Origin of the sequence: Calothrix sp. CCY 0018, assembly GCF_963920925.1 — a bacterium.
In the GTDB taxonomy this organism is placed as follows: Bacteria; Cyanobacteriota; Cyanobacteriia; order Cyanobacteriales; family Nostocaceae; genus Rivularia.
Genome location: NZ_CAWUDI010000011.1, coordinates 35,385 through 50,623, shown reverse-complemented (window position 1 = coordinate 50,623; position 15,239 = coordinate 35,385). Strand labels below are relative to the sequence as shown.

General features: G+C 39.1%; 10 protein-coding genes. 7 read left to right on the top strand and 3 right to left on the bottom strand.

Translation table 11 applies throughout. The features are described from left to right. Nucleotides 1-36: 36 nt before the first annotated feature. Complete coding sequence (treS, locus tag ACM03V_RS10280) at nucleotides 37-3,414, bottom strand: maltose alpha-D-glucosyltransferase (protein ID WP_414620678.1); 3,378 nt, start codon at nucleotides 3,412-3,414, stop codon at nucleotides 37-39. 119 nt (nucleotides 3,415-3,533) lie between these two features. Between treS and malQ the strand changes: the two genes are divergently transcribed. The 7 genes from malQ (at nucleotide 3,534) to ACM03V_RS10245 (ending at nucleotide 11,699) form a co-directional block, all read left to right on the top strand. Continuing rightward, nucleotides 3,534-5,048: a 4-alpha-glucanotransferase gene (gene malQ / locus ACM03V_RS10275; protein WP_414620677.1), complete on the top strand. Its 1,515-nt coding sequence runs from the start codon at nucleotides 3,534-3,536 to the stop codon at nucleotides 5,046-5,048. A 270-nt stretch (nucleotides 5,049-5,318) separates the two neighbouring features. Beyond that, nucleotides 5,319-6,164, top strand: coding sequence for a DUF2382 domain-containing protein (locus ACM03V_RS10270; RefSeq protein WP_414620676.1), 846 nt, complete (start codon nucleotides 5,319-5,321; stop codon nucleotides 6,162-6,164). Between the two features lie 503 nt (nucleotides 6,165-6,667). Then, the gene (locus ACM03V_RS10265; RefSeq protein ID WP_414620675.1) at nucleotides 6,668-7,552 is read left to right on the top strand and encodes a DUF2382 domain-containing protein; all 885 of its coding nucleotides are present in this window, start codon (nucleotides 6,668-6,670) and stop codon (nucleotides 7,550-7,552) included. Between the two features lie 176 nt (nucleotides 7,553-7,728). After that, nucleotides 7,729-8,619: a DUF2382 domain-containing protein gene (locus ACM03V_RS10260; protein WP_414620674.1), complete on the top strand. Its 891-nt coding sequence runs from the start codon at nucleotides 7,729-7,731 to the stop codon at nucleotides 8,617-8,619. A 581-nt stretch (nucleotides 8,620-9,200) separates the two neighbouring features. Next, nucleotides 9,201-10,019, top strand: a complete 819-nt coding sequence (locus ACM03V_RS10255; protein ID WP_414620673.1) for an SDR family NAD(P)-dependent oxidoreductase — start codon at nucleotides 9,201-9,203, stop codon at nucleotides 10,017-10,019. Nucleotides 10,020-10,169: 150 nt separating this feature from the next. Then, complete coding sequence (locus ACM03V_RS10250; protein WP_414620672.1) at nucleotides 10,170-10,472, top strand: hypothetical protein; 303 nt, start codon at nucleotides 10,170-10,172, stop codon at nucleotides 10,470-10,472. A 156-nt stretch (nucleotides 10,473-10,628) separates the two neighbouring features. After that, entirely contained in the window at nucleotides 10,629-11,699 is a 1,071-nt protein-coding gene (locus ACM03V_RS10245; RefSeq protein WP_414620671.1) for a class I SAM-dependent methyltransferase, read from the top strand. A gap of 215 nt (nucleotides 11,700-11,914) precedes the next feature. Here ACM03V_RS10245 and ACM03V_RS10240 read toward each other — a convergent pair whose 3' ends face one another. Together ACM03V_RS10240 and ACM03V_RS10235 are read right to left on the bottom strand one after the other, a co-directional pair. Beyond that, entirely contained in the window at nucleotides 11,915-12,484 is a 570-nt protein-coding gene (locus tag ACM03V_RS10240; protein ID WP_414620670.1) for a hypothetical protein, read from the bottom strand. Nucleotides 12,485-12,629: 145 nt separating this feature from the next. Then, nucleotides 12,630-15,188, bottom strand: a complete 2,559-nt coding sequence (locus ACM03V_RS10235) for an EAL domain-containing protein (RefSeq protein ID WP_414620669.1) — start codon at nucleotides 15,186-15,188, stop codon at nucleotides 12,630-12,632. Between the last annotated feature and the right edge of the window lie 51 nt (nucleotides 15,189-15,239).

Genomic DNA, 15,239 nt, shown 5'->3' with positions numbered 1-15,239 from the left:
TCTTATGCCCCATGCCCCATGCCCTATGCCCTATTCTTAAGCCGTTTCCAGCAGTTCTAAAATACGATACAGCGGAACTTCTATCCAGTTAGGACGGTTTTTGAGTTCGTGTTCTAGTTCGATGATGGCTTTTTCTAGTATGAATCCATCTAAAAGTAGTTGTAGTTCTGATGGTTCAGATGGTAGGAAGGGTGCGCCTTTGGCTGCACTTAAGTACGATTTCAAGAAGGCGATACTTGACCAAGTGTAGAAGAATTGCGCCCACTGTTCCATTAATGGCTGGTCGTCTGGAAGAATAATACCGCTTTCTTTTTCGTTGCGTAAACCGATGCGGCTGGAGTAGTAGAAGGATTCTAGCATTCCGGCGACATCGCGCAAAGGCGATCGCTTCATCCGTCGTTCGCTTAATGGACGGGTTTGATCTCCTTCAAAGTCAATGATGATAAAGTCTTTACCCGTATATAGCACTTCGTTGAGGCACAAGTTCCCGTGGGTACGGGTTCTCATGGCGTTAATTTTTTGGTTGAGTATTGATTTTAGTCGAGCTAAGATCATTTCTCGATTGTTCAATACTACTTGTGCTACAGGTTGCAAATCGCTCGGTAACTCTACCAAACGCTTTTTCAACAGCAACAACACTTGTCCGGCTTGATTCCGCATATATTGGTAAATCGAGCGCTGGTAAAAGGAGGTGAATGCTTCTGGGGCAAAGTTGGGGTCATCTGCGTCAGATGCTAATGCTAAGTGCATTTCGGCTGTACGTTCGCCTAATAGTTGAGCATTCCGCAAATAGGAGCCAATCATTTCCTGAGCTATTTCAGGAATTTCGGTTTCTAAGGCTGCTGTTAATAAGGTAGGAGGTAAATCGATATCGGCAACAGCGTCTATTTGCCTTACCTGTACTTGTTCAAAGAAGTCCCGCAAGCTATCAAGGCTATATTCCCAGCCATCTCTGATATCGGGAATATATTTTTGCACTATTCCCACAGTCATAGTCTCAAAGCCTTTGCGGCTGTAATTCAAGCTACCGGCAACAGGTGCAAAGTTTTCTGCTTTGGGTAGTCCTTTTGTCGCCGAACTGTGGGTGAGAAACTGACCTACTTCTAAATCCGGGTTGATGCCTTCTCCTACTACTTTGCGGAATAATTTGCACATCAGGCGATCGCCATATATTACGCAGGTGTTTTTATGTTCTCCACGTAAAAGATGCGCTTCAAGATTGGCTTTTAATCCGAAGTTAGAACCAGCACCAGCTAACTCTGTAAAATCTTTGCTAGATTCTGCAACTAGTTCGCCTGCCATGCCTTTGTAAGTATTGTTGTTGGCGATAGCTTCGAGGGGGAAGTTAAGAAATTCTTTGTCTGCTAAGGCATCAAATAACACCCCTGTTTGTTTCTTGCTGCGTATTTCGATATTGGCTACAACTTCTTCACGGTAAGAGCTAAAGCGTTCGTGATTGATACCTTCGGGTTCGTAAGCTAAAGGTAGTACGTAGGTTTCGGAGTCGCCTTCGGTGTAGTCTAACTGTATTAAAACAATTGCTGCTTCCAAGGAACGGAAAGAAACGGGAATTGCTTCAATCATGTGAGAAGACTGAATTACCCGATTTTTACTATCAAACCAGCTACAGGCACACATATAATCTGGCAACATTTCTTCTAATGCTGCTTTTGTTTCAGATTTAGCAAAGATATTCCGCCAATTGTCGCTGACTACTATTGTCGGTATTTGGTTCTGAGGTCTTACCGGACAGGTAATATTTGTTTGAACGTCTAAGGTAAACCAGTAAAACGCATGGGGCGCTAAACTCATGAAATAAGGTGAATCGCCAATCGCAGGAAATGTGGTGCGTCCGAAGATTTCCACCGGAATCATGCCGTCAAATGCCGTCAAATCCAACTCTACTGTCTGGACGAAGCGAGACAAGTTGGTCACAACCAGAATGTGTTCCCCGTTGTAAGTACGAGTAAACGCTAAAACCTTGCGATTTTCTGGATAAAGTAACTCAAAAGTACCCCTACCAAAAGCCTGAAAGCGTCCGCGAGTTGCGATCAAACGTTTCGTCCACCACCATAGCGAATTGCGGTTTTCTCGCTGGGCTTCAACGTTGACTGCCTCAAAATGGTATTCTGGGTCGATAATTACTGGAGCATAAAGCTTGTGGGGATTGCAACGACTAAAACCACCATTGCGATCGGCGCTCCACTGCATCGGAGTTCTTACACCGTTTCTGTCTCCCAAATAAATATTGTCCCCCATGCCGATTTCATCGCCGTAGTAAAGCACTGGCGTTCCGGGTAAGGACATCAGCAAAGCATTCATAACTTCTATGCGTCGTCGGTTGCTGCCCATCAAAGGAGCCAAACGGCGGCGAATACCCAAGTTTAATCTTGCCTGCTGATCTTGAGCGTAGACGCGGTACATATAATCGCGGTCTTCATCGCTGACCATTTCCAAGGTCAATTCATCGTGATTCCGCAGGAATAACGCCCACTGACAGTTACCCGGAATCGGCGGCGTTTGCTGCAAAATATCGATAATCGGGAAACTATCTTCCATTTGCAGCCCCATGAATAAACGCGGCATCAAGGGGAAATGGAAATTCATGTGACATTCATCCCCATCGCCGTAATACTCTACAGCATCTTCGGGCCACTGGTTTGCTTCAGCCAGCAACATCCGATTGGGATACTTCTCGTCCATGTGTTGGCGTAATTTCTTCAAAAAGGCGTGAGTTTCCGGTAGGTTTTCGCAACTGCTGCCTTCACGCTCGTATAGATACGGTACGGCATCCAATCGCATCGCATCTACACCCAAATCCAACCAAAAATCTACTACATCAAACAGCGCTTGCTGCATTTGGGGACTTTCAAAATTCAAATCCGGTTGGTGAGAATAAAAACGGTGCCAATAGTAAGATTTTGCAACGGGGTCCCAAGTCCAGTTAGAAGTTTCAAAATCCTTAAAGATGATTCGTGCTTCTTCATACTTTTCTAGAGTATCGCTCCAAACATAAAAATCTCGTTCCGGACTACCTATAGGAGCCTTACGCGCCTTCTGGAACCAGGGATGCTGGTCGGAAGTGTGATTAACAATCAACTCAATGATTACCCGAATGCCTCTTTGATGGGCGGCACTCAAACAAGCCTTGAAATCCTCCAGATTACCGTATATGGGATTAACAGTGGTATAGTCTGCGATATCGTAGCCATCATCTCGCAAGGGAGAAGGGAAAAAAGGTAGCACCCAAATAGCCGTTACCCCCAAGTCTTGGAGATAATCTAACTTTTCGGTTAATCCTCCAAAATCGCCTATACCATCACCGTCGCTATCTGCAAAAGCACGCACTGGCACTTCATAGATAACTGCATCTTTAAACCACAGCGGATCATCTTTCAACAATGGATTTTGCATAATTTTTTTTTACAGCCCTTATTTCCCATAAGCTATCTTACTAATATATAAATCAAGCTACTGGTGAAATCTTGACAGTTTGTTAGTTTGTTATTGTTTTAGTTTATTGGGGTCATTACATGAGTTTTGAAAGAGCAAGTGGAGTTCTGCTCCATCCTACTAGTTTGCCAAGTAAATTTGGCATCGGTGATTTAGGTGAATCGGCTTATAAGTTCGTTGATTTCCTGGTTTCAAGCGGTCAAAAGTTATGGCAAATTCTACCTTTAGGCCCTACAGGTTACGAACATTCACCCTACACGATGAATTTTAGCGCCTTTGCGGGAAATCCTTTAATGATTTCTCTAGAACAGTTGCTAGAAGAAGGTTTGCTGACAAAAGAAGAATTAACTCCGCTAGAAAACGTCAAAACCAGTCCAAATAGAGTTGACTTTGATGCAGTCATTCCTCACAAAACAAAAATTCTCCACTCAGCTTATCAACGTTTCGAGCAGTCTTTAGCAAAAAAAACTAATTCAGAATTTGAACAGTTTTGCTCAGATCAAGCTTCTTGGTTGGATGATTATGTGCTGTTTATGGCACTACTAGAAGCTAACGATTATAAAGCTTGGAATTTTTGGGATAGTGCTGTAGCTCGTCGCGAAAAAGATGCGCTCAAAGCTGCGGAAGATAAATTAAAAGACAAGGTATCTTACCATAAATTCTTGCAGTTTAAATTCTTCCAACAGTGGAAAAAAATACGCGACTACGCCAATAATAAGGACATCAAAATAGTTGGTGATATTTCAATTTATGTTTGTCATAACAGTTCCGATGTTTGGGCAAATCCAGAGATATTTCAACTAAATCCCGAAACCCTTGAATCTGCATACATTGCCGGAGTACCACCAGATTACTTCAGCGCTACCGGGCAGCTTTGGGGTAATCCCGTTTACGACTGGGATAAATTGGCACAAACCGATTATGCTTGGTGGATAGAACGTTTTCGGGCAACATTACAATATGTAGACATCGTTCGTATCGACCACTTCCGGGGATTTGAAGCATATTGGCGAGTACCCGCAGGAGAAGAAACAGCCATCAACGGCGAATGGGTAAAAGGGCCAGATGCCAAATTCTTTGAAACCTTGAATTCTGCTTTAGGTAGTTTACCCGTAATGGCGGAAGATTTAGGAATTATTACCCCCGAAGTAGAAGAATTGCGGGATAGATTTGATTTCCCCGGAATGCGTATCTTACAATTTGCCTTCGGTGGAGAAGACGACAATCCTTACTTACCGCATAACTACATTGAAAACTGCGTCGTATATCCCGGTACTCACGATAACGACACAACGATTGGGTGGTGGAATCAAACCGGAGATGCAGAAAAGCAGCACGTAGCCAGATACTTAGAATATTCTTCACCCGAAGAAATCAAAGAAATCAACTGGGAATTTATGCGTATGGCGCTATCTTCAGTAGGAGACTTAGCCATTCTTTCAGTCCAAGACATACTAGGCTTAGACAGCAGCGGTAGAATGAACGATCCCAGCGTTAGTGCCGGAAACTGGCGTTGGCGCTACGAAAGTTCCGACCAACTTACCCCCGAATTGAGTCAGCGGTTGTTGGAAATGACCCAGGGTTCTAAGAGGTAAGGATTAGGGAGAGGGGGTGATGGGGTGATAGGCAGATGGGGAGACAAGGAGAATTTTAACCTTTGACCTTAATTACTCACAACTCCTAACTCCTAACTCCCAATCTAAAATCTAAAATCCTATTCCCTATTCCCTATTCCCTATTCCCTACTCCCCATTGAACTATAGACTGATGACAGGTCAAAAAAATTAAGTCGCAAGCAGGAAGAAAAGATAGAAGTAAATTTTTTACACTGATATTCAGATGTAAACAAATTAGAAATAACTTCTATGGCACTATATAAACTTGAAGATTTCGACCCCAATTATAAAGAAGTTTTTGGTGGTGAAGATATTAAGGAAATGTCTCTTTATACTCAGGGTGGAGACAAAATTGGTTCCGTTCATGATGCTTTGGTAGACCATGAAGGTCGTTTTAGATATTTAGTTATTGATACTGGTCCGATATTTTTAGGAAAGAAAGTTTTATTACCAATTGGTCTTTCACGTCTCGATTACGGTCAGAAGCGTGTTTATGTGGATGGACTCAATAAAGAGCAAGTAGAAAACTTGCCCGAATACGATGAGAACATGACCGTTGATTACGAGTATGAAGAGAAAGTACGCGGTGCTTATCGTGCGCCAGAAGCTAAAAATGTAGCTTATAACAAAGACACTTATAACTATCAAAATGATGCTTCGTTATATGATTTGAACGACCGCGACCACTCTAATATTAAACTTTACGAAGAACGTTTAGTTACTAGCAAAAGCCGCATCAAAACTGGTGAAGTATCTGTTGGTAAACATATTGAAACCGAAACGGCTAGAGTTTCAGTACCAGTTGAAAAAGAACGAGTTGTAATTGAAAGAACTACACCTACAGGAGAAGCAACTGTAGTAGATCCTGACAAGGTTAACTTTGGTGAAGGTGAAGTTGCACGAGTTGAGCTTTACGAAGAACAGGCTGAAATTAACAAAGAAGCATACGTGCGTGAAGAAGTAAAAGTTACGAAAGTTGTCGAGCAAGACACTATCGAAGCAAAGGAAACAATTCGTAGAGAAGAGTTAGATATCGATACTCAAGGCGATTTGCGCGTCAACGATACTAATCCTGGTACAAATAAACGCGTTTAATAATCAATTTTAAATTAGAAGAATTTACGAATAATAATTAATATTGCAATATAGTATATTTGAATTATTCGTGAACATTAAAAAACCCTGCTTTTTCAAAGAGGCGGGTTTTTTAATACCTGATATTCCAATCGGTAAAATAAAATTTTTATATAACTCTCTAAAGTTAGAGATTAATTTCTATCTTTAGATTGTTGAATTATAAAAAATAGTAGCTATTAAAATGTTTTGTGCTGAAGTGAGCAACAGCGTATTCTATAAAAATTCAATATTTTAATTGTAATTATCAAGATCGATCTATCTAACTAAATATCGAGTTTACAACCGGCGCAATACCTTGATTCATATAGGAAATATAAATTCGTTAATTCTCAACTCAAACATAATATACTACTTCTGATTGTGCATCATAAACTTGAAGTCAGTCGCGGGGAAGATGAATTTAAAAATGGTTTTTTTTAATCTTGTTAATAACAAAGAATAGAAATAGGAGAGAAAATTATATGGCACTTTATAAAGTTGCAGATTACGACCCAAATTATCGCGATGTTTTCCAAGGTCAAGACATCAAAGATATGACTGTTTACGCTGAAGGTAGTGATGATAAAGTTGGTACTGTTAGCGATATTTTAGTCGATGATGAAGGTCGTTTTCGCTATTTAGTAGTTGACTTAGGTTTCTGGATTTTTGGTAAGAAAGTATTGATGCCTGTTGGACGTACTCGCATTGATTACAATGCAAGCCGCATCTACGCTCTTGGCATGAATAGAGCGCAAGCTGAAAACTTACCCGAATACGATCAAAACCAAGTTGTAGATTACGATTACGAAGAAAGTGTACGTGGTGTATATCGTACTCAACCTGTAGAGAAATCGGCAGCATTAGAAGATTCCGCTCCCCTCGATGCACCAGCATATACTGGAGCAACTCGTGCCCAGACTCATACCCGCGATACTTATAAATACGACAACGAACCTCATCTGTACAATGTAAACGATACAGACCATCAAAATATCAGACTTTATGAAGAGCGTTTGGTTGCTAATAAACACCGTCGTAAAGCTGGTGAAGTGGCAGTTGGCAAGCACGTTGAAACTGAAACTGCGCGAGTTTCCGTACCTGTTGAAAAAGAGCGTGTAGTTGTAGAAAGAGTAACTCCTACAGATGCAGGTAGAGCAGTTGCTCCCGGTGAAGCTAACTTTAAAGAAGGTGAGGTAGCTCACGTAGACCTTTACGAAGAGAATGCTGATGTTCGTAAGGAAGCATTCGTTCGCGAAGAAGTTAAAGTTAAAAAAGAAGTAGAGCGCGATACCGTTGAATCTCAAGAAACAATTCGTCGCGAAGAGTTAGATATTGATAGTGGTAACTTACCAACAGATAGACGATAATATCTGATGATCAAACTGGTTATTAGTTATTAGTTATTAGTTATTGGCTAATAGCTAATAGCTAATTTTTCGTTAAGAGAGAACAGAACCTGTACGCTGGTAAATAAAAGCGTAATTCTAGATTGAGCGGTCGAAAAATCAAATATTATTCCTATATAATTTCTATATAAATATCTATGAATAATCAAATCACTGATAATAGTAATAATAGTTCTAATCAAACTAATCAAAAATCAAAAAGAGTAGATAATTTACTAGATAAACTTAAACTTAAAGTTAAGAATTTTGATGTAGTTGATAGACAAGGTAGATTAATAGGTAAAGTTCAAGATTTGATGGTTGATGCCAATCGTCAGCTTAACTTTGCGATCGAAAGATTATCTCAAGGTAATGAGACTAATCCTTTTTTGCTATTGAATGGCAAATTAGTTCGTAAAATTGAGCCAAAGATTCAGCGTATTTTTACAATTATTGATGAATCGCAATTAACACAATTACCTGAATATACAGAAAAGGAAAATAAAGTAAATAATATGACAGATAATCTAAATACTCACCAGCCTATTGACTATAAAGCAGATTCAGCTACTCCAGAAAATTCTCAAGAGAACCATTCAGAATTAGAATTTGTAGAGGAAATTGAAGAAGATATAATTCGTTTGTTAGGGGAGCGCTTGGTTGTTGAACGTAGCAAGCGCAAAATCGGTGAGGTTATTATCCGTAAAGAAATCGAAACTCGGATGATCCAAATCCCCGTCAGACGTGAAAAATTGATTATTGAAGAACCAGGTCTTGAACCCAAGCAGCTTGCTGAAATTGATTTAGGTGAAGAAGAGATTTCACAAAATGAATTTCAGCAAAATCAATCGATGGTTAGTAGCGATATGAGCGGTGGGTTAACTGTCACTGGTGAATTTGACTCACCTAAGATTGCTTCTTTGATCCTTAACGCTATTCAATTGGAACAAAATCACGGATGTAGAAAGGTACGAGTCAGTATTCTTGTAGAAGACGAAGAAAGACAGCAGAAATATCAAGAATGGTTTCAACGTACTTCTAAACCGTAAATAAATTTAATATATCTCAGAAATATTTCAAAAATAATTTAGAGACTTGCTATGGCAAGTCTTTTTTATTATCTATTAATTTTCATCAATTTCCCCTATCTTCGATGATTTATTATCACTTTGAAAAGGTATCTTGCGTAACCAAAATCTCTGAATTATCGGGGATCGCTGTGATTTCGGAACAACTATTAAACAAAACTTATCTGAAATAATATTATTCATATATACTATGTGTAAAGAACTATTAAGAAATACTTATTAAAGATTGTTGCAATAGCTTGATTTAATTGTTAAGGTATGTGTGATGAGAACGATAATGTAAATTCTTTTCTGGGAGATATATAACTTATCGGCTATATCTGCAACTAACAATTGTCAAAAATATTGGTTTAGGAACTGTAAGAGAGAGAAAACTGACCATTATTGCAAATATTTCAACTCCAGTAGAAAAATAAACCATAAACAGCTTGTTTATATAGCTGCGAAGAGATTTCACTTTTGTCGATATCCGTGTGAATCCCGATGAAAATATATCGGCAAAGAGCAATATTGCACCAATACTTAAAGTATGGAGGATAAAAATGAATATTCAAGGATGTACAGCCTTAATTACTGGAGCTTCTCGTGGTATTGGAAGGGCGATCGCACTGGAATTAGCCCAGCAAAAAGTCAAAAGATTGATACTAGTAGCCCGCTCCCGCGATAAGTTAGCCGAAGTTGCCAAAATTGTTGAACAAATGGGAATAGAAGCGGTAATCATGCCGTTAGATTTGACAAAGCCAATGTTTGTAAAGGTTGCAGTGGCTCAACTTTGGCGCAGTTATGGTTCAATCGATATGTTGGTAAATTGTGCTGGTGTAGCTCACCAAAGCTCATTTTTGCAAACTAAATTACCTCAAATCCAAGAAGAATTATCTTTGAATCTGCTGGGAACTTACACCATGACACACATGGTGGCACGACGGATGGTAAAACGAAACCAAGGCACGATTGTCAATGTATCGAGCTTAATGGGGAAAGTTGCGGCTCCAACGATGGCGACTTATTCAGCGACTAAGTTTGCAATCTTGGGATTTACCGAAGCCTTACGTCGCGAGTTAGCACCGCATAACATCAAAGTAGTCTCATTGCTACCAACATTGACAGACACCGAAATGGTGAAAGACTTGCAACTATATCGCGGAGTGATCCCGATGTCACCAGAAAAAGTAGCGCAAGCATTTGTTAAAGGATTGAAGAAAGACTCATCAGAGATTTTAGTTGGCTGGCAAAGTCATTTAGCAATATGGTGTCAGCGTTTGGCACCCTGGTTATTAGAGATAGTCTTGAAACTTGCATCACCTTCCTCTAAAGCACCGAGGATACAGCAGTATTATCAGAGGTTGGTGGGTAGTTGGTAATTTGGAAAAATTAGAGAGGGGAGAGTGGGAGGAGGGGGTAGAAGGGGTAGAAAATGTATTGTAAATATTGAGTTGGGTTATGACACGGTTAAGATAAATTGATATTATTTACTTGAATCTATTTTTCGTGTCTAACTCAATTTACTAACTATGAGTACTTCACGTCTATTTTCAGTACTTGATAAAGCTTTACCCGACGAAAAAATTATTCAAGATTTCTCGGATAGGATTTGGAACGATAAGGAATTAAATGGTACATATGTTGAATTAAATAATGAATGGAAATTTATTCCAGACAATGCTCCTTTAGATATCGTAACAAAAGCTTTATTTAAGGAATATTTTGAGATACCATTTGGGACATATAAGGTTATGGTGGCAATTGGGGGGAATTACAAATCAGGAACATGGATTTTTGACAGCAAAATATTGTTTTGCAACGCTTTATCATAATGATGAGTGTCAATTATTTACGATGGATTTCCATTTATAGAATGAGATAGATATTTATTTTTCCTGTTTCTAATCATTTGCCTTTCTCAATTGCATATAGTTATTTTTTCTTCCCTATTACTTCCTTATAGCTAACAACGACTAGGAAAACAGAAAATGACTTTACAAACATTAGATGAAAACAAAGCCGAAGCCTTCGCAGGAAGGATGCTTGAGATTTTAAATAATGGTGCGATCGCGATTATGATTTCTATTGGACATCGGACTCAACTTTTCGATACTTTAGCTACATTAACACCATCGACAAGTCAGCAAATTGCCGATGCAGCTAATTTAAACGAACGCTATGTAAGAGAATGGTTGGGAGCAATGGTAACGGGTAGAATTATCGAACATTATCCAGATAATAATACTTACTCTTTACCTCCAGAATATGCACTATTTTTAACAAGGGATGCAAGTCCCGATAATATGGCTGGGTTTGCTCAATATATCCCGCTTTTGTCAACAGTAGAAGATAAAATAATCGATTGCTTTTATAACGGTGGTGGAGTTCCCTATTCTGCTTACAAACGTTTCCATCAAGTAATGGCGGAAGACAGCGGGCAAACAGTGGTTGCAGCTTTAGAAGAATTTATTTTACCGCTAATCCCTGGTTTAGAAACAACACTGCAAAATGGTATAGACGTACTTGATGTGGGTTGCGGAAGCGGGCGTGCGTTAAATTCTCTAGCTAAAACTTTTCCTCAAAGTCGGTTTACAGGTTACGATTTTTCCGAAGAAGCTATTACTACAGCTAAAAGTGAAGCTAAAAAACTTGGTTTAACTAATATCCAATTTCAAATTAAAGATGCTGCAACCATCAACGAATCTGAATACGATTTTATCACAACATTTGATGCCATTCACGACCAAGCCAAACCAGACGTAGTTTTACGGGCAATATTTAATTCATTGCGTCCCAACGGTATCTACTTAATGCAAGATATTCGGGCTTCTAGTCATGTTGATGGTAATTTAGAACATCCGGCAGCACCGTTATTATATACAATATCCTGTATGCACTGCATGAGTGTTTCTTTAGCAGCTAATGGAATGGGGCTTGGTGCAATGTGGGGAGAAGAAAAAGCTTTAGAAATGTTAGAAGAAGCAGGTTTTACCAGCGTAGAAATTAAACGGCTCGATCATGATTTTCAAAATAATTATTACATTATTAGAAAACAATGATCAATTATCAATTACCAATTACCAATTACCAATTACCAATTATAAATTCATTTTTATGTGTAAACTATGTGCTTTGAGTATGCGTTTTCAGCAACGGAATAAAGTTAATTACTCGCTTTCAGATACCAGTAAACTATCTGCACTCGTTAAACGTAAAATTGAAGCCCAAACAGCTAAAGATAATTGACAATTGATAATTGATAACTGCTCACTGCTCACTGATTACTGTAAAAGCGGAAATATCCAAACAAATAAACCACATTCACGGATATCATTAAACCTCTAACCCAATAAGAACGAAATCCTGGAAATAAATAAACAGTGGAAGCTAAAACCAGCGACATTTCTATAAAAGCTACTATTGCTCCATAATGATTGGCATCCCAATAAGAAAAATGGCTAATAAAACGGTAATTGCTAAATGGGTAAAAGTGACGGTGAGCATCATCGTTGTGAACTGGTAAATCCAATAAAGAATGCATCACCATACTAATAAATCCGATTTCTACAACTTTCCATTTTGCAAAATGGCAAATTAAAACCCCTATCAAAGCTAGGGGTATCGAGTGAAAAATGCTGACGATATTTTGCCAAAAAGGTTCAAAGTATATTTCACCCCAAATTTTACTACTCGGATAACGGTAAACGAATTTCATTAAAAAGTAGAATATAAAAATCGGTACATCTGGTAAAACTGCACCGATAAAAATTGCCAAACTGGCTTTATTTCTAAGTTTTTCACTGAAAGCAACTAAATTGAGAATAGCGTGAGATGGAGTATTCATTATTCGATTTTAACAACGGATGCTTTTGTTTTAGATTTTGGATTTTGGATTTTAACGACGGATGTTTTTAACAACGGATGCGTTTGGTTTGTTTTGGATTAACAATTGTAGAGAGCTCCGCACTGCTACGTCTTTACCCTATTCCCTATTCCCTATTCCCTATTTCCCCCTTTGCAATATTCAAAAATTTACTCGCATTATCGCTATCTAATGGCTTCGAGAATAAATAACCTTGTCCGTATTCGGCACCTAGCCCTAGAAGTTTTAGCTGTTGCGATTTTGTTTCTATACCTTCAGCAACTACATCCATTCCCAAGTTATCGCTAAGCATGATGATAGTTTTAACAATCGCTGCATCTTCATCAGCATCAGTCATGCGACTAACAAAGGAACGATCGATTTTTAAAGTATTAATTGGAAAGCGGTGTAAATAACTTAAAGAAGAATAACCCGTACCAAAATCATCAATGCTTAGCTGTAGGTTTAAACTCCTCAGATGCAGCAGTATAGATATAGCAGCTTCTACATCTTGCATGGCTACACTTTCAGTAATTTCTAATTTTATAGTCTGTGGATTTATCCCGGTTGCGTTGAGCAGTTGTTGAATTACTTCGACTAAATTTTCTTGAGCTAACTGATTTCCCGAAAGATTAATACTCATCATCAGTGGCGGGTTGGAAGGGAATTGTGTTTGCCAAACTGATAACTGATGAAAAGCTGACTCTAAAATCCATTCTCCCAAAGGAATAATTAGCCCCGTTTCTTCTGCTACTGGGATGAATTCTACAGGAGAAACAAATCCTCGCTGGGGATGATTCCAGCGTACAAGTGCCTCAAAACCAGCAATTTGATTGGTTTTTAGACAAATAATTGGTTGATAGTTTAAATAAAATTCCTCTTTGTCTATAGCCCGACGTAATTCTGCTTCTAGCTGCAAACGGTTTTTGCTATGAGTATGCATACCCGTAGCAAAAACTTCGTGACGGGATTTACCCAAGTCTTTAGCTCGATACATAGCTGTGTGGGCATCTCGCAGCAAATCCGCTGGTTGATGTTTGAGTTGCTGTTGATTGAAAGCTATACCAACACTGAGACTGGTAAATATTTCTTGCTGGTTAATTTTGAAGGGCAAACTCATTTCTTGTTGTAGGAAATCCGCTAATTGAATTGCCTGGTTGCTTTCTGCTACATTTTCGATCAAAATAGCAAACTCATCTCCTCCAAGCCTTGCTAAAATTCCCTTTCCTCCTAGAGATGCTTTTAATCTATGAGTAAAATCAGTTAAGAATTTGTCGCCGAAATAATGACTAAAACTTTCATTTATCAGTTTGAAACTATCGATATCTAAAAACAGTACGGCAAATAGGGGATTTTGGTTTTTTACATCGGTAATCGCCCATTCCAAATGCTGTAAAAAAAGTTGTCGATTGGGTAGTCCAGTTAAGGGGTCGTAATAATTGTTATAAACTGCTCTATAAGCAAGAATAGTGATATTTGTAGCTAAAAATGCGATTGCTGGTGGAATGAAGGGAATCCAGCCTGCTTGGATAAAAAAGCCAAAACAACAGGTAAATAATATTCCCAAGAAAATTATTGTTACTAAGATTTGCAAAAATGGATGCCGTTGTCGCCATGCCAACCAACCCCCAATAAAAGCCCAACTCCATACCCACAAAATTTCTATCCATTCATACCAAAACCAAATCAGCGGTTTTCGATCTAGGATCGTGCTAAGCAGTTGGCTGACAAGTTGAGCGTGTAGCACTACCCCTGACATACTGTGATTCGCTGACTGACTGGCATTGTAGGGAGTCAAGAAAAAGTCATTGGCACTAGGGGCTGTAGCACCAATCAACACTACCTTATCTTTTACCCATTTTGGATCGACTTTACCATTTAAGACTTCCCCAAGCGATACCATTCGTGCTATACGCTGCTCGGAACGATAGGAAATCATGATTTGACGACCAGCATTATCAAGATTTTGATACCCACCTGCACGAGCATCTAACCGAGGAAATACGGTGTTACCAAAATGTAGTGCATCCGATGTTACCTTTAAGGAAATATCTTTTTTTTCTAGGTATTTAAGAGCTAACCGCAAAGAGAAAGAGTAATGCTTCTTCTCGCCTTCGTAGCCAAAAAGAAAATTCCGACGGACTACATTATCATCATCAATAACAATGTCGTTAAAACCGAGTTTGTCTACAGCCATACCGGGAATGGGAGAAACACCTCCTACGGCAGTATCGCCAATGTAATAAATACCAACAATATTATCAGCTTCAAGCTGTTTGAGTAACTCCTCGCGCCCCGGTGGTTGAGGGATATTGCGGTAGAGATCTAAACCAATAACCTTTGGCTGAAGCTGCTGTAGCTTCTGCAACGCTTGAGCAAGAGTGCGATCGCTAATCGGCCATTGATTCTCTTGAAAAATATCTTCTTCGGTTATTTCTACCACCAATAAACGTGAATCCTCAGCCTTCTCCGGTTGCAAGCGCACCATATAGTCATAGCTAACTAATTCCAAAAACTGCAACCAGCCAATTTGTTTCACACCCCATACTAATGCAGTCATGATAATGCTGGCAGCAACCACCGATTGTTTCGGGTTGAGTGCGATAAGCGATATTTTGACTTGACGCTTGCCACGACTACTAATTGCAGATATTAGAGATAAAAATCGTTGGGAAAATTTAGTCAACACAAGAGAGGTAAACTGATTATTTTTGCATTTAATATCAATAGGAGTTAG